Below are 16,137 nucleotides of genomic sequence, written 5' to 3'. Positions count from 1 at the left end.
GTTTCTTATGCCGCGTGTGCAAGCTGCAGGCGCACGGCGCCGCGGACCAGCTGCTGGGGATTTAGTTGCGCGGACAGCTTGGCGGTGCGCCGCAAGTCCACCGCGTCGGCCTGGGCCACGGTCCGGTCGCCTGACTTCAGTCGGAACAGGCGCATGGAATTGGTCACACCCAAAACTTGCTCGTTGAGCGCGCCAGCGGTGGCAGCCAATTGCTCCACCATGGCGGCGTTTTGTTGGGTGATGCTATCCATCTGGGTGACAGCCTCGTTGATCTGCGAGATGCCCAAGGTCTGCTCATGTGACGTGTGGCTGATCTCATCCAGAACCGCGGCGACCTTGTCGACAGCCATTTGCGCAGCGTCCATCCGGGCCAAGGCTTCTTTCGTCTGCTGGCCGCCATTGGCCACGCAAACTGAGGATTCACCGATCAGCGTCTTGATCTCACGCGCCGCGGCCGATGTGCGCTGTGCCAGCGAGCGCACTTCGCTGGCTACCACGGCAAATCCACGCCCCGCATCGCCGGCTCTTGCAGCTTCTACCGCCGCGTTCAACGCCAGAATGTTGGTCTGGAAGGCTATGCCCTCGATCAGGTGAATGATTTCAGTAATTCGGCCTGAAGATGTCGCAATAGCCTCCATGGTTTGCGCTACGGTCTGGACAGACGCATTGGAGCGCAATGCGATGGCGCTGGTTTCGCTGGCCATTTGAGACCCGCGTTGTGCGGCCTGAGCACTTTGCTGCACGGTCCCGTGGATCTGTTCCATAGAGGCCGCAGTCTCCTCCAGGCTACTGGCTTGGGCCTCGGTGCGGGCAGACAAGTCGTGGTTGCCATCCGCAATTTCGCGGACTGCAACACTGAACTGATCTAATTCGTGGCGAACATCGCTGACCACTGTGCGCAGATTGACAGACATCTGCATCATCGCCTGCTGGAGTTTGCCCACCACACCCGTGGCGCCCACCCGAACCTTGTGCGACAGATCACCTGCGGCCAATTGATTCGCATCCAGCAACACAGAAGACAGTGGACGGATGGTGAGGGCAAAGGTGTACCACACCGCAGCAGCACCGGCACCGGCTGCCACCATTGCCAATGCATACATAGGCAAGTCGAGCGACACGCCACCCAGCAGCGCGAGAGCCGCAAGGCACTGAACAAGCACCAGTTGTGCCACGGGACCGGGCGTAAGCATGCGTTGCAGCTTTCCGATCCAGTCGTTGCGAAACAGATTGCCCTGGCGCAGCACGTGAACCGGGCGACCCGAGGCGGCCTCGGCGCGCATGCGCTTGTACAACTCCTCAGCCGCGGTTACCTCTTCGCGTGCTGGTGCGGTGCGTACCGACAGGTAACCGGTGATTTGCTGACCGTCAACCATAGGGGTGGCATTGGCACGCACCCAGTAGAACTCTCCATTTTTGCGGCGGTTCTTGACCAACCCGGTCCACGGTTGTTTGGCCTGAATGGTGGCCCACATGTCCCTAAACGCCTCTTCTGGCATATCCGGGTGGCGGACCAAGTTGTGTGCCTGGCCCAGCAATTCAGCGGCTTGGTAACCGCTGACTTCAACAAAGGCGGGATTGCAATACGTTATGCGCCCTTTCAGGTCTGTCACCGAGACCAATGTCTGGTCCGGTGGAAAGGCATATTCCTGCTGGAAAACCGGTAGATTTGAACGCATGGCAGAACTCCCGTGGTTTGTAATGCCCGCAGTATGGATAGCCTATATTCGGTGCGGCTTGACCGGGATCAACTGCCGACAATTCTGAAAGAACTGAATCATCTAACCGTCGCGGAGTCGTCTTACGGATCCTGCGGCTCTACTTGGGGAGGGTAAATATGGGTACAGCAGTCTCGTGGATTTCGGTTGGCATGAAGCCTGCAAATGCCGTTCTTAAACATCTGCTGCTCCGAGATACGGGGATAGAAGTCCGGGAGGGCAGCTGCAGGATCGCCGGTGCGGTGCTGCCAAATGGCAGCTTTGTGGTGGTGATGGATGAGTTCTGGCACCCGCTGATCAAGCGCTCAACCATGGAAGTCTTGTCCAACGGCTGTGTGGTGGTGGGCTGCTCGGAGTACGACAACGTGAACACCTCGCTCGCCTTCCTCTACCGCGAAGGCCTGCAACAGTGGCAGGTTACGCATACCCTGGATGAGGGTGACGACCACCTCGCGGTGGAAGGCAAGCCTCCTCAGTTGCTTGCAGGCATTCTGGCGCAAGCAAAGAAAGACAGGCGTGAGAAAGGCTACGACGCGGTTTTTGGCGTGCCCGCGTCACTCGTGCAGCAGATATGTGGGTTCCGACACCGCGCGCATCCTGAGCTGCGTTTCACGGAGCTTGTCCCGATCCCGATCCTTGCCCACCCGTACATTGCGGAATCCCTGCTCCCGCACGTGGAGCCCGTGCTGCTTGCCAAGGGATTCACCAAGGTAAGTAGCGGCGACGACCACCAGTCATTTGTTGCCAAGACTGACCAAGTAGACATTCGTTGCGACTTTGTGCACGGCGGATATCCCAATGAAGGTGGAGCCTGGGTCACTATGCGCTTCTCGGTACTTAACCACTATGTGCAAGCCTTGTCGACCGGCGTTCCCGGGCGAGGGCACAGTTTGACCTACAAAAGAAACTTTGACGAGATCGTTGGAGGGGCATTCTCCATCCAGACGGCGGACGATCTGGCGGAGTGGACCCATAAAATCGACTCCAGACTGCCGGCTGTGATCGACCAAATGCACAGCATTCAGGGTCTAGATGCGCTGGCCAATGATGGCAGCCCACGCAGGGGTTTCTTTGGAGATCCCACGCTGTCTCACTTCGATACTGAAACAGGTTTGTCACGGCTGGTGCTGGCCTACCTGGCCAGCAACCCGAACTTTGAGCGCATGGTGGCCGAGACCGATGCTGAATGCTACGGTGGTGCCAGCCCAAAAAACCCCGTGCATGAAGACGTGGCTTATCTGAAAGCGCACGCAAAGCCGGTCGGTTGAAACTGCCGGAGCAGTCAATCTGCGAAAATCACCCAACTCCCCGATCCCGCAGAACAATGACCGAACCCAATCCCTGGCGCATGTCCGTCGCCCCCATGCTCGACTGGACAGACCGCCATTGCCGCTACTTCCACCGCCTGCTCAGCAAGAACGCCTTGCTGTACACCGAAATGGTGACCACCGGTGCGCTGATCCATGGCGATGTGGCGCGCCACCTGCGTTTCAACGCCGAAGAGCATCCTGTGGCCTTGCAACTGGGCGGCAGCGAGCCAGCTGACCTGGCGCGCTGCGCCAAGCTGGGCGAAGAGTGGGGTTACGACGAGATCAACCTGAACTGCGGCTGCCCCAGCGAGCGCGTGCAACGCGGCGCGTTTGGGGCCTGCCTTATGGCCGAGCCGCAATTGGTGGCCGACTGTGTGAAGGCCATGGTCGATATGGTGGATGTGCCGGTCACGGTCAAGCACCGCATTGGCATCGACAAGACCGAGAGTTATGAATTTGTGCGCGATTTCGTGGGCACGGTCAGCGAGGCGGGTTGCAAGGTTTTCATCGTGCATGCCCGCAACGCCTGGCTCAAGGGCCTGTCTCCCAAGGCCAACCGCGAGGTGCCGCCGTTGCGGTATGCGCTGGTGCACCGGCTCAAGCAAGAGTTTCCGCACCTGACCATCGCCATCAACGGGGGCATCAACAGCAACGCACTGGCGGCCGAGCAACTGCAGCAGGTGGACGGCGTCATGATAGGCCGTGAGGCGTACCACAACCCCTGGATTCTGAGCGAATGGGACGCCGCGTTTTACTGCGCAGCGCCGTCCGATATCACCCGCGAATCGGTGGAGCAGCAGATGGTGGAGTACATGGCGCGCGAGGCCGCCGAGCACGGCACGCCCTGGAGCCACATTGCCCGCCACATGCTGGGCCTGCGCCATGGTATGCCCGGTGCACGGCACTGGCGCCAGGTGTGGAGTGATCATCACCTGAAGACCCAACCCGCCCACGTGGTGATGGAGCAAGCCCACGGGAGCGCCTTTGCCGCAGCTTGACGCGGCGCAGGCACCCGCCCAGCGTGAGCGGCTGGAGCGTTTGGCACGCCTCGCTATTTGGGGTGTTCCCGCGCTGTGGGCGGTGAACTACATCGTGGCCCGGCGCGCGCCTGGTGTCATCGAGCCTTATGCACTGGCCCTGGGGCGATGGGCGTTGGCAGGTATTCTGCTGGCGGTCGTTGCGCGCCAGGAGCTATGGACGCAGCGGCGTGCCATTGCGGCGGTGTGGTATCAATATGTGGTGCTGGGCTTTTGCGGCATGTTGGTCTGTGGGGCCTGGGTCTATATAGGCGCCAAGACCACGGCGGCCATGAACATAGCGTTGATCTATTCCGCATCCCCCGTGCTGATCGCGCTGGGGGCAGTTCTGTTTTTGGGCGAGCGTTTTCGCTGGTTGCAGGCGCTGGGTGTGGTGGTTGCATTGAGCGGCGTAGTCCACGTCATCGTCAAAGGGCAGTGGATGGCGCTGGGCAGTGTGCAGTGGGTGGCAGGCGACGCGTGGATTGTGGCTGCCATGGTGGCCTGGGCGGCGTACGCGCTGCTGCAAAAGCTTTGGCCCAGCCCGCTGGGGTCTACCGGCCGGCTGGCGGCGATTTGCGCGGGTGGTGTGTCAGTGCTGCTGCCCTGCGCGGTGTGGGAATCGCTGCAACCCGGCACGCCCCCATGGTCGTGGTCCGCGACGGGTATGGTGGTAACGGCAGCGCTGGCACCCGGCCTGGGGGCCTACTGGATTTACGGTTGGGCACAGAAGATTCTGGGCGCCAGCCGCGTGGCCGTCACGCTGTACCTGGGGCCGCTGTACGCAGCGGTTGCAGCCTGGGGTGTGCTGGGGGAGCCACTGGGCTGGCACCATGTGGCCGGTGCGGCGCTGATCCTGCCGGGGGTCTACCTGGTGAGCAAACGCTAGTGGTAAAAAGTGCCTCTAGCCCCCGTAAAATATAGACGAGTAGCTATTAAAAAATAGCAATCTGCCGTTGCACTAAGGCGTGGCCGTGGCGCGGTTGAACTGAAGGTAGACCTCCAGCCAGTGCAGGTGCAGGCGGGTGGTGTGTACGGCGAAAGCCAACCGGGGGTCTCCCGGCTGGGGCGCAGACACCAGCAAGGCATCGAGTTGCAGCAGGGCTTTTTCTAGCGGGCGGGCGCCCAGGACCTTGCTGGCGCCCAGGCAGGCGTTCAGGGCCGAGCGCACATCTGCAATGGAGTGCCCGGCTGTATCGGCCAGCAGCGTTTTCAGCGGAGCGGTTTCCTGCAGGGTGTGGCCCTGTGCGGCCAAGGTTTCCACGTAGGTCCAGTACCGGTCGGGCAGTATGGACAGGCGGTGCATGGTGGCGGTCATGCCTTCGGTCAAGCTGGCGTGGAAACGTCCCACCACATTGCGCGCGCGCAGCAGGGCGTCTGGCGTGACCGGCTTCAGAATGAAACCCTGCACCCCCAGTTGCAGCGCCTGGGCGACCAGATCGCGTTCAGAGAAGGCTGTGATCAGCATCACGGGCAGTGGGGCAAAGCGGCTGTCGGCCCGGAGCGCTTTCAGCAAGCCCAGGCCATCCAGGTTTGGCATGCGCACATCAGTGATGACCAGATCGGCCAGGTAGCCTTTTTGCAAGCTTTCCAGCGCCCGTTGGCCGTCGTTGACCAGTAGTGGGGCATTGCGGCAGAGGCCACCCAAGGCCTCGGCCAGGGCCATTCGGGAGACGTTGTCGTCGTCGGCTAGCAGTATGTTCATGCCCCGTCCTCCTGGACCTGCTGCAACAACCGCAACAAATGTTGCGCAAGCTGCTGCCTGTGGTCGATGTTGCCATTGCCGCCCTGTTGGCAGGCCGCTTCCAGCGCGCCGGCTGCCGATGCCAGTGTATCCCTGGAGACCGTCAACGCGGCACCTTTTATTGCATGCGCAATCTCGTGCACCGCGGGCCAGTTGGCGTGGGCCACTTCCTGGGCCAGCAACACCTGGCGCTGGGCCGCATCTTGCAGAAAGACTGCTTGCAGCCCGTCTGACGGGGTGGGGGGCTGCGGAACCAGGCCCAGCCATGCCTCCAACTGCTGCCGGTCGCCCTCGTTTGCGGGCGGCACCGACACCGGCTCCAGTGGTCTGCCGCGTGCCAGCTGGTAGTCAATGGCTCTTTGCAGCGCTACGTACAGTGCATGTTGGCGTACGGGCTTGGCTAAAAAGTCCTGCATGCCCGCGGCCTGTGCTGCGTCCTGGTCGTGTTGCATGGCATTGGCGGTCAGAGCGCAGATGTAGATGTCAGGGTCCAGCACCGGGTTGGACGCATCTCCACCTTTGCGTAGCAGCCGTGTTGCAGCCAGGCCATCAAGCAATGGCATGCGCAGGTCCATAAGGATCACGTCAACCACGTCCTGCCCGGCCACGCGCAGGGCTTCCCTTCCATTCACAGCCAGGGTGACGGTGTGCCCCATACCGCGCAGCATCTCCATCACCACCATCTGGTTGGTGGGGGTGTCTTCGGCCAGCAATACGTTGAGCCGGTGGCTGTTGTGCGCAGGTGTTGTAATGGGGCTGTTGGTCGATGGGTGTGCAGCCCGGTCTGCATCGGTGGCGAGGGGCAGCGCCAAGGTGACCGTGAAACACGAGCCTTCACCCAGGCGGCTTTCCACGGCGATGTTGCCACCCATGGCCTGCGCGAGCGATTGGCAAATCCGCAAACCCAGGCCGGTTCCGCCAAAGCGTTGTTCCACCGCTGGGTTGGCCTGCACATAGGCACCAAACAGGTTGGGCAGGTCTTGCGGGTCAATGCCCATGCCGGTGTCACGCACCGTGATCCGTATTCCGTTGCCGCCGTCGGCCGGTGTAACGGCGGGGGCTGTCTGCACCTCCACACGTATGCTGCCGTGGTCGGTGAATTTCAGCGCGTTGCCGACGAGGTTGAACAGCAACTGGCGTAAACGGTGCGGGTCGCCACGGCGCAGCGGGGGCAGGCTTGGGTCAACGCTGTGGCTGAAGACGATGCCCTTTTGTTCGGCGCGTAGCGCAAAGATTCTGAGGCTGTACGCCAGGAACTCCGGCAGGTTGAAGACCTCTTCTTGCAGTGTGAGTTTGCCTGCCTCGATTTTGGATAGGTCCAGCGCGTCGTTGACCAGGTTGAGCAGGGATTCGGCATTGTCCCGCGCAACATCCAGCAAGTGGTTGACGGCTCGGTCGTGGCTGCGCTGGTGCGCCATTTCCAACATGCCAATCACACCCGCCAGGGGCGTGCGCAGCTCGTGGGTCATGTGGGCCAGAAATTGCGTCTTGGCGGTGGTGGCGCGTTCGGCCTCCTGCAACAAGGCCACAATGGTTCTCTGGTAGTCCCCAATGGCATACAAAATCAGCGTGGGCAGCAGTGTGGAACCCAGCAGGAAGATGATCCAGGTGCTGGGCAACAGCACGTATTCGTTCAGATCCCTATCGGTGTGCAGAAAACCCGTCACATAACCCAGGCCCACCAGCAGGGCGAGCGTGGTCGTGGCCACGTTGGCCCAGGCCCCCGCCCGCGAGGTGTAAAGCGTGCTGATCAAAAAATTGGCCTGCACCAGGCAGATAAACAGGGTGGACGCGGCGCCAAAGAAAAACAGGCTGACCACCCCCGAGACCGACAACAAGACCACTGGTACGGCGGACCGGGCTGCCAGGGGAATGCGCCGGCGTAGCGGGAACAGGGCCAACATACATATACAAACCCCGCCGAAGATCAGATTGATCTGCGGTGAACCCGCCTCGGGGTCCAGATATTTGACATGCAGCCGCCACACCATGACCGGCAGCGCAACGGCGGCCAGACCGGCCATGGTCCACCACATGCGTTCGATCAGATTGAGCCGTATCTGCGCCAGCCTGTCGTATACGGCGCTGTTGGGTTGGTTTTTTTGCTGGTGGTGGGCCATTGACGCATGTTCCCGTAGCGGCACTGGCGTAAGAATGCACTAACGGCGTGGCGTGGTCCAGTCTTTCGCCCGCCGCGGCATGATTCGGTGGTGACAAGTGATGTTTGATGCGTTAACATCAAGCATCTGGTAAGTGGAGGCTTTGATGCGTACAACCTTGGATATTGCAGACGACGTGCTTTATGCCGCCAAAGAAATTGCGCAGCGCGAGAAAAAGCCACTGGGCACCATCATCAGCGACCTTGCACGCCGTGCCTTTCTGAATCCCGAAGGCATTACGCATGCTGCAGGGGCAACTGGTGCGGCAGCCCCGCAAGTGTCCGAACGGTTGGCCAGCTATGGCATTCACCCCTTGCCTACGCGGGGAGGCATTGTCAGCAACGAGCTCGTAGACCGGCTGCGCGACGCCGAGGGCATTTAACGCCATGCGCGCGCTGCTGGACATTAATGTGCTGATTGCCCTGCATGACGGGGACCATGTACACCACCAGCGCGCAGCACTTTGGTTCGAATCCAACATCGTGCATGGCTGGGCCAGTTGCCCGCTGACACAAAACGGCTGCTTGCGCATCATGAGCCAGCCTGGCTACAGCAGCCCGCAACCGTTGGCGGTGTTGGTATCCATGTTGCATGGCTCCACCACCACGGCTTTTCACATGTTGTGGAGTGATGACATCAGCCTGCTGGATGCCAAGTATTTTCACCACACGCATATGCACAGCCACGGCCAGCTGACCGATTTGTATCTACTGGCTTTGGCTGTAAAGAATGGCGGGCGCTTGGTCAGTTTTGACCAGCGTATCCCGCTGAGTGCAGTGCATGGTGCACGTGCAGAGCATTTGGTAAAGCTGTGAGCGGCATGGTTAATGACCGAATCGGTCGATAGCCCCCGAAATATATAACTAGGTTGCTACTAAAATAGTAGCATGCTTGGATGCCTAGTTAGCCGCTGCTAGGCCATTGCTGAAGTGTTCCCGCATGCGCAGCGCGGTGCCTTGTGCATCCCGCGCCAGCAGCGCCGCCATGATGGCCCGGTGCTCGGCCAGTGATTCCCCAATGCGCCCGGTCTTGAGCAGCGAGTTGTGCCGGTTCAGCTTCATGACCTTGCGCAGATCGGCCACCATCTGGTCACGCCAGCGGTTGTTGGCGATCTCCAGCAGGCGCATGTGGAAGCGTTCGTTGACTGCAAAAAAGGCGTCGGTGTTGGCGGTGCCGGGCAGGGCTGCAGCCTCCAGTTCGGCGTGCAGGGCCTTTAACTCGGCCAGTTCTGCATCCGTCGCCTTGGTGGCGACTACACCCGCCGCATCACTCTCCAGCAGGCTCAACAGGTGGTACACATCGGCCAGGTCGCTGGCGGACACCTCGGTCACATAGGCCCCGCGGCGCACCTTCATAGTCACCAGGCCTTCGGCGGCCAGCACTTTCAGGGCTTCGCGCAGGGGGGTGCGGCTGATGCCGTATTCCTCGGCAAGCTTGAGTTCGTCTATCCAGCTACCGGGCTCCAGCTCGCGCTTGAAGATGCGCTGGCGCAGCAACTCGGCCACGTCTTCATACAGCGCGCGGTGGGATAGGGAAGGGCCGGAGCGTGCGGCGGTCATCAAGTCTGGCATGCCTGAATTGTAGGTGTGAATACGTATTTTGAATCAATAATTATAAATAATGTAAACTTCGGCATCGCCAAAATTCCGGCGCCGTACCACAATGGTCTTCGATTGCGCACCTGGTGATCGGCACCTGGATATGGCCCCTGCACATTGATTCATTGGACCCGTCATGACCCAAAGCCAACCCGAATTCAAAGCCGCCACGCTGCAAGACTGGGCCAAGTCGGCCGCCAAGTCCGCCCCCAGCGGCAATGTGGATGCCCTGAACTGGATCACGCCCGACGGCATTGCCGTCAAACCCCTGTACACCGCCGACGATACGGCCCACCTGGCCTATACCAACACGCTGCCCGGTTTTGAGCCCTACCTGCGCGGCCCGCAGGCCACCATGTACGCGGTGCGGCCGTGGACGATTCGCCAGTACGCAGGATTTTCGACGGCCGAGGAGAGCAATGCCTTCTACAGAAAGGCACTGGCGGCAGGTGGCCAGGGGGTGAGCGTTGCGTTCGACCTGGCCACCCACCGTGGATATGACTCGGACCACCCGCGTGTGACGGGCGACGTCGGCAAGGCCGGTGTGGCGATAGATAGCGTGGAGGACATGAAGATCCTGTTCGACCAGATCCCGCTGGACAAGGTCAGCGTATCGATGACGATGAACGGTGCGGTGCTGCCGGTGCTGGCAGGTTACGTGGTGGCGGCCGAAGAGCAGGGCGTGGCGCAGGACCAATTGATCGGGACGATTCAGAACGACATTCTGAAAGAATTCATGGTGCGCAACACCTACATCTACCCGCCTGCGCCATCGATGCGCATCATTGGCGACATCATCGAGTACACGGCACAGAACATGCCCAAGTTCAACTCGATCTCCATCAGCGGCTACCACATGCAAGAGGCCGGCGCGAACCAGGCGCTGGAGCTGGCCTTTACGTTGGCAGACGGCAAGGAATATGTGAAGACGGCTATCGCCAAGGGCATGGATGTGGATGCGTTCGCCGGGCGCCTCTCGTTCTTCTGGGCCATTGGCATGAACTTCTACCTGGAAGTGGCCAAGATGCGCGCCGCGCGCCTGCTGTGGTGCCGCATCATGAAAGGCTTTGATGCCAAGAACCCCAAGAGCCTGATGCTGCGCACCCACTGCCAGACATCCGGTTGGAGCCTGACCGAGCAAGACCCGTACAACAACGTGGTGCGCACCACGATCGAGGCCATGGCTGCCGTGTTTGGCGGCACACAGTCGTTGCACACCAATTCGTTTGACGAGGCCATCGCACTGCCGACCGAGTTTTCTTCCCGCATCGCCCGCAACACCCAGCTCATCATCCAGGAAGAGACCCACATCACCAACGTGATCGACCCCTGGGCTGGCAGCTACATGATGGAAAAGCTGACCCAGGACATGGCCGACGCCGCCTGGGCCATCATCGAAGAAGTGGAAGCCATGGGTGGCATGACCAAGGCCGTGGACAGCGGCTGGGCCAAGCTGAAGATTGAAGCCGCGGCTGCGGACAAACAGGCGCGCATCGACAGCGGGCAGGACGTTATCGTCGGCGTCAACAAGTACAAGCTCAAGACCGAAGATGCCATCGACGCGCGTGACATTGACAATGTGGCGGTGCGTGATTCGCAGATCGCTCGGCTCAAGACTATCAAGCAAAAACGCGATGCAGCCCTCGTGGATGCTGCCTTGTCTGCTATCACTTCTGCAGCAGAAAGCAATTCAGGCAACCTGCTGGACCTGTCCATCAAAGCGATCCGCCTGCGCGCCACCGTGGGCGAGGTGAGCGATGCGATGGAAAAAGCCTTTGGCCGCCACCGCGCAGATACCAACAAGGTCAGCGGCGTGTATGCCGCCGCCTACGACTCCGCTACGGGCGACACGATGGAATATTGGGAACAGCTCAAGAAAGACATCGCCGGCTTCGCCGAAGCCCAGGGCCGCCGCCCGCGCGTGATGATAGGCAAGCTGGGCCAGGATGGCCATGACCGTGGCGCCAAGGTGGTTGCCACGGCCTTTGCCGACCTGGGTTTTGACGTGGACATGGGACCGCTGTTCCAGACACCCGAGGAATGCGCCCGCCAGGCGATTGAGAACGACGTGCACGCCGTGGGCCTGTCCACCTTGGCAGCAGGACACAAGACCCTGGTGCCCGCCATCGTTGCCGAACTGAAGAAACAGGGCGCGGACGATATTGTGGTGTTTGTGGGTGGTGTCATACCGCGCCAGGACTATGACTTCTTGTACCAGGCCGGCGTCAAGGGCATCTACGGCCCGGGCACGCCCATCCCGGTGAGCGCGCGCGATGTGCTGGACCAGATCCAGAAAGCGTTGGGGTAGAACCCATGGCGTCCCACCACGGTGGTTGGGCCCTGGTGCCCGCCACAGCCGATGACTTTGAGGCCCTACTGGCATTGCGCCTGCGCGCCATGCGCGAGAGCCTGACACGCTTGGGCCGCTACGACGAGGCGCGTGCGCGCGAACGTCTGGCCGAGGGATTTTCCCCTGAGAGCACCCACCATATTGAAGTGCGAGGCCAGCGCGTGGGTTTTATCGTGCTCAAGCATTTGTCGCACGCCTTCCGCCTGGACCATCTTTACATTGACCCGCAGTGGCAGAACCACGGCCTGGGCGCCAAGGCCATGCGTTGGGTGTGCAAACAGGCCGATGCCGAACAATTGCCGGTGGAGCTGTGCGCTCTCAAGGGCAGTGATGCCAACCGTTTCTACCTGCGCTGGGGTTTTGCCAAGGTGGGTGAGGGCGAGTGGGACAACGACTATTTGCGCATGCCCGCCACGCCCAGCGTGCGCGCCGTGCGCCGCTTCTGGGCGGCCTTGCAGGCGCGCGATTGGCCCAAGGCCCGCTCCCTGTTGTACGACGACGTGCAAACCGTGTGGTGGACCAGTGGTGAACGCATCAACGGAGCCGATGCATTGATCGACGTGAATGCGCGCTACCCCGAGGGCTGGACCATCCACCTGCTGGAGGTGGAGCACTTGCAGGACGGGCGTGTCCTGTCACTGGCGCGTGTGGACCATCCGCCCAACCAGTTTTTTGCGACCTCTTTTTTCCGGGTGGACGACGGGCGTATTGCCGGAGTGGACGAATACTGGGCCACCGTAGAGGCACCACCCGCCTGGCGCAGCCCGCAGGCCTTTCCGGGCGTGACCCGCTTTGACCCCACTGCAGACCCACGGGCGCAAATGCCATGAGCAAATTGGACACTTGTGTTTTTGGATTTGATATGTACTATTGGTATATATCAAATAGCCGGGAGCCATCATGACCGCCACAACCCGAACCACCACGGATTCTGCGATGCCGGCGCCAAGCGTCGCCAAGGTATTCACCACTGGCCGTAGCCAGGCCGTACGCCTACCCAAGGCGTTTCGCTTCAACACAGCGGAAGTGACCATTGAGCGGCAAGGGGATGCCATCATTCTGCGACCGAAACCAGACCGCGAAACCTGGGCGCAACAGGTGTTGGCCGCAGTGGCCGCGTTTGAGCCCGACTTCAAGCTGGAGCGCAGCGACGAGTGGCCCCAACCCGATCGGGAGCCCTTGTTGCCATGACCTATCTCCTGGATACCAATATTTGCATCTATGTGATCAACGAGCAACCTGCGCACGTTCTGCAGCGCTTGATTCAGGTCGGTCGCGAGTCACTGGTGATTTCCACCGTCACGGTGGCGGAGTTGGCCTTTGGCATTGAAAAAAGCAAACGCCCCGGGGCCCGCGCCAAGCTGGAGAATTTTCTGTCGAAGTTCCCCATACAGGATTGGGGTCAGGATGCCGCCTGGGTGTACGGGCGGGTACGCAAATCGCTGGAGGCCAAAGGGCAACGCATCGGCGAGCGGGACTTGCTGCTGGCTTGCCAAGCCTTGGCACTCGACGCCACTATGGTTACCAACAACACCCGCGAGTTCGAGCGTGTTGAGGGCTTGAAGCTGGAGAACTGGGTTGTCTGACTTTCTGGCATCTCAGGTGGACGATTTGCTGTCGCGCGGGCCTGCCCAGCGCCGCGCCATCGCCAAAGCCATCACGCTGCTGGAAAGCACCCGTGCCGACCACCGCGTGCAGGCCGATGCGCTGCTGACCGCATTGCTACCCCACACGGGCAGGTCGTTCCGCCTGGGCATCAGTGGTGTGCCGGGTGTCGGCAAGTCCACGTTTATCGAAGCCCTGGGTCTGTACCTGATTGGCAAAGGCCACCGCGTTGCGGTGCTGACCATTGACCCGTCCAGCACGGTATCGGGCGGCTCCATTCTGGGTGACAAGACGCGTATGGAGCACCTCTCCATGCGCGAAGAGGCTTACATCCGCCCCAGCCCCAGCAGCGGCACGCTGGGCGGTGTGGCCGAGAAGACGCGCGAGGCCATGCTGGTCTGCGAGGCGGCGGGTTACGACATTGTCATTGTCGAAACCGTGGGTGTGGGCCAGAGCGAGACGGCGGTGCAGGGCATGACGGACATGTTTGTGCTGATGCAGCTGCCCAATGCGGGTGACGACCTGCAGGCCATCAAAAAAGGCGTCATGGAGCTGGCGGACCTGGTGGTCGTCAACAAGGCCGATATTGATCCCGATGCTGCCATGCGGGCACGGGCACAGATCAGTTCCAGCCTGCGGCTACTGGGCATGCATGGCAGCCCGGACCACGAGCCCCATGTCAAGACCAACTGGCACCCCAAGGTGATTCAACTCAGCGCCCTGAAGGGCACGGGTGTCGATACCTTTTGGGAATCCGTCACCGAGTTCCAAAGCCTCGGCCAAGCCAACTGCAAGCTGGCCCAGCGCCGCCAGCACCAGGCCCTGGCCTGGATGTGGGAGCGTATTGATGCTGGCTTGAAGCAGGCCTTCCGCCAAAACCCCGCCGTGCAGGCCAGTCTGCCAGAGATGACACGTGCGGTGGCTGCAGGGCAGCTGGCGGCCTCGACTGCTGCACGAAATCTGCTTGCAGCCCTCGCCATTACTAGTTAAGTAGCTATTCAATTCATAGCATTTTTCAGAAACTTCAATCACTGATTACCAAAGAAGGACACCATGCACGACATCCTTGAACAACTGGAAGCCAAGCGCGAGCTCGCGCGCCAGGGTGGTGGCGAGAAACGCATCGCCGCCCAGCACAAAAAAGGCAAACTCACCGCCCGCGAGCGGCTGGAGCTGCTGCTGGACGAGGGCACGTTTGAAGAGTGGGACATGTTTGTTGAACACCGCTGTGTGGACTTCGGCATGCAAGACCAGAAGATTCCGGGCGACGGCGTGGTCACCGGCTACGGCATGATCAATGGCCGCCTGGTGTTTGTGTTCAGCCAGGACTTCACGGTGTTTGGCGGCGCGCTGTCCGAGGCCCATGCCGAGAAGATTTGCAAGGTCATGGACCAGGCGATGAAGGTGGGCGCACCGGTCATTGGCCTCAACGACTCCGGCGGCGCCCGCATCCAGGAGGGTGTGGCGTCTTTGGGCGGTTATGCCGATGTATTCCAGCGCAATGTCATGGCCAGCGGCGTCATCCCGCAGATCAGCTTGATCATGGGGCCTTCGGCTGGCGGCGCGGTGTATTCGCCGGCTATGACCGACTTCATCTTCATGGTGAAAGACTCGTCGTATATGTTCGTCACCGGGCCTGAAGTGGTGAAGACGGTAACGCACGAAGAGGTGACGGCCGAAGAGCTGGGCGGCGCCGTCACCCACACCACCAAGAGCGGTGTGGCCGATCTGGCGTTTGAGAACGATGTGGAGGCGCTGTTGATGCTGCGCCGCCTGTACAACTACCTGCCGCTCTCCAATCGCGAAAAGGCGCCCGTGCGCAAGAGCGGCGACCCGATTGACCGCAAGGAGTTGAGCCTGGACACCCTGATCCCGGACAACCCCAACAAGCCCTATGACATGAAGGAACTGATCGTCAAGACGGTGGACGATGGCGATTTCTTCGAGATACAACCCGAGTACGCCAAGAACATCATCATCGGTTTTGCGCGTATGGACGGACAGACGATTGGCATCGTGGCGAATCAGCCGCTGGTGCTGGCAGGTTGCCTGGACATCAAGAGTTCCATCAAGGCGGCGCGTTTTGTGCGCTTTTGTGATGCGTTCAATATCCCCGTCATCACCTTTGTGGATGTGCCCGGTTTCATGCCCGGCACGTCGCAGGAGTACGGCGGCATCATCAAACACGGGGCCAAGCTGCTGTATGCGTATGCCGAGTGCACGGTGCCCAAGATCACGGTCATCACACGCAAGGCTTATGGCGGTGCGTACGACGTGATGGCGTCCAAACATCTGCGTGGCGATGTGAACCTGGCCTGGCCCAATGCCGAGATTGCGGTGATGGGTGCCAAGGGCGCAGTGGAGATCATCTTCCGAGAGGACAAGGGCGACCCGGCCAAGCTGGCGGCCAAAGAGGCGGAGTACAAGGCGCGGTTTGCGAACCCGTTTGTGGCGGGCGCGCGCGGCTTTATTGACGATGTGATTTTGCCCAGCGAAACCCGCAAGCGCATTTGCCGTTCGCTGGTGATGCTGAAGGACAAGAAGCTGGAGAACCCTTGGCGCAAGCACGGGAATATTCCGCTGTAGGAATGCACTTCATGTGTTGCATCTTCCATCGCGTGCGAGCGGTCTGCCCAC

At 60.8% G+C, this 16,137-nt stretch carries 15 protein-coding genes; 11 read left to right on the top strand and 4 right to left on the bottom strand.

Annotated elements, in window-relative coordinates; genetic code table 11:
* Positions 1–5: 5 nt before the first annotated feature.
* Positions 6–1,679 carry a PAS domain-containing methyl-accepting chemotaxis protein gene (locus tag HZ993_RS04810; RefSeq protein ID WP_209396129.1) on the bottom strand — a complete coding sequence of 558 codons (1,674 nt, stop codon included), beginning with the start codon at positions 1,677–1,679 and terminating at the stop codon, positions 6–8.
* A 191-nt stretch (positions 1,680–1,870) separates the two neighbouring features.
* Between HZ993_RS04810 and HZ993_RS04805 the strand changes: the two genes are divergently transcribed.
* From HZ993_RS04805 to HZ993_RS04795, 3 genes are read left to right on the top strand one after another with little or no spacing between them, the layout of a single operon-like run.
* Complete coding sequence (locus HZ993_RS04805; RefSeq protein WP_209396128.1) at positions 1,871–2,986, top strand: hypothetical protein; 1,116 nt, start codon at positions 1,871–1,873, stop codon at positions 2,984–2,986.
* Positions 2,987–3,042: 56 nt separating this feature from the next.
* On the top strand, positions 3,043–4,026 hold the full coding sequence (gene dusA / locus HZ993_RS04800; protein ID WP_209396127.1) for a tRNA dihydrouridine(20/20a) synthase DusA: 984 nt from the start codon (positions 3,043–3,045) through the stop codon (positions 4,024–4,026).
* Complete coding sequence (locus HZ993_RS04795) at positions 4,013–4,933, top strand: DMT family transporter (protein WP_245213820.1); 921 nt, start codon at positions 4,013–4,015, stop codon at positions 4,931–4,933. Before dusA ends, HZ993_RS04795 begins: the two co-directional genes overlap by 14 nt.
* A gap of 72 nt (positions 4,934–5,005) precedes the next feature.
* Here the strand turns inward: HZ993_RS04795 and HZ993_RS04790 are convergent, their stop codons facing one another.
* Positions 5,006–5,749 carry a response regulator gene (locus HZ993_RS04790; RefSeq protein ID WP_209396126.1) on the bottom strand — a complete coding sequence of 248 codons (744 nt, stop codon included), beginning with the start codon at positions 5,747–5,749 and terminating at the stop codon, positions 5,006–5,008.
* The gene (locus tag HZ993_RS04785; RefSeq protein ID WP_209396125.1) at positions 5,746–7,908 is read right to left on the bottom strand and encodes a sensor histidine kinase; all 2,163 of its coding nucleotides are present in this window, start codon (positions 7,906–7,908) and stop codon (positions 5,746–5,748) included. The genes HZ993_RS04790 and HZ993_RS04785 overlap by 4 nt, the downstream gene beginning before the upstream one ends.
* A gap of 145 nt (positions 7,909–8,053) precedes the next feature.
* Here HZ993_RS04785 and HZ993_RS04780 point away from each other — a divergent pair, with 145 nt between their 5' ends.
* Together HZ993_RS04780 and HZ993_RS04775 are read left to right on the top strand one after the other, a co-directional pair.
* Positions 8,054–8,329, top strand: coding sequence for a hypothetical protein (locus HZ993_RS04780; protein ID WP_209396124.1), 276 nt, complete (start codon positions 8,054–8,056; stop codon positions 8,327–8,329).
* 4 nt (positions 8,330–8,333) lie between these two features.
* The gene (locus HZ993_RS04775; RefSeq protein ID WP_209396123.1) at positions 8,334–8,762 is read left to right on the top strand and encodes a TA system VapC family ribonuclease toxin; all 429 of its coding nucleotides are present in this window, start codon (positions 8,334–8,336) and stop codon (positions 8,760–8,762) included.
* A gap of 84 nt (positions 8,763–8,846) precedes the next feature.
* Here the strand turns inward: HZ993_RS04775 and HZ993_RS04770 are convergent, their stop codons facing one another.
* Positions 8,847–9,518, bottom strand: a complete 672-nt coding sequence (locus tag HZ993_RS04770) for a GntR family transcriptional regulator (protein ID WP_245213819.1) — start codon at positions 9,516–9,518, stop codon at positions 8,847–8,849.
* 163 nt (positions 9,519–9,681) lie between these two features.
* On the opposite strand from HZ993_RS04770, the gene scpA reads away from it, so the two are divergent.
* The 6 genes from scpA (at position 9,682) to HZ993_RS04740 (ending at position 16,086) form a co-directional block, all read left to right on the top strand.
* Positions 9,682–11,853 carry a methylmalonyl-CoA mutase gene (gene scpA / locus HZ993_RS04765; protein WP_209396122.1) on the top strand — a complete coding sequence of 724 codons (2,172 nt, stop codon included), beginning with the start codon at positions 9,682–9,684 and terminating at the stop codon, positions 11,851–11,853.
* A gap of 5 nt (positions 11,854–11,858) precedes the next feature.
* Entirely contained in the window at positions 11,859–12,725 is an 867-nt protein-coding gene (locus tag HZ993_RS04760; protein WP_209396121.1) for a GNAT family N-acetyltransferase, read from the top strand.
* A gap of 70 nt (positions 12,726–12,795) precedes the next feature.
* The gene (locus tag HZ993_RS04755; RefSeq protein WP_245213818.1) at positions 12,796–13,086 is read left to right on the top strand and encodes an antitoxin; all 291 of its coding nucleotides are present in this window, start codon (positions 12,796–12,798) and stop codon (positions 13,084–13,086) included.
* Positions 13,083–13,481 carry a PIN domain-containing protein gene (locus HZ993_RS04750; RefSeq protein WP_209396120.1) on the top strand — a complete coding sequence of 133 codons (399 nt, stop codon included), beginning with the start codon at positions 13,083–13,085 and terminating at the stop codon, positions 13,479–13,481. The genes HZ993_RS04755 and HZ993_RS04750 overlap by 4 nt, the downstream gene beginning before the upstream one ends.
* On the top strand, positions 13,474–14,490 hold the full coding sequence (meaB, locus tag HZ993_RS04745) for a methylmalonyl Co-A mutase-associated GTPase MeaB (RefSeq protein WP_209396119.1): 1,017 nt from the start codon (positions 13,474–13,476) through the stop codon (positions 14,488–14,490). The genes HZ993_RS04750 and meaB overlap by 8 nt, the downstream gene beginning before the upstream one ends.
* A gap of 63 nt (positions 14,491–14,553) precedes the next feature.
* Entirely contained in the window at positions 14,554–16,086 is a 1,533-nt protein-coding gene (locus tag HZ993_RS04740) for an acyl-CoA carboxylase subunit beta (protein ID WP_209396118.1), read from the top strand.
* The last annotated feature ends 51 nt before the right edge of the window (positions 16,087–16,137 follow it).

The sequence above is a fragment of the Rhodoferax sp. AJA081-3 genome (assembly GCF_017798165.1).
Classification (GTDB): domain Bacteria; phylum Pseudomonadota; class Gammaproteobacteria; order Burkholderiales; family Burkholderiaceae_C; genus Allorhodoferax.
Note: the sequence above shows the minus strand (reverse complement) of the source record. Positions and strands in the feature narration are given on the sequence as shown.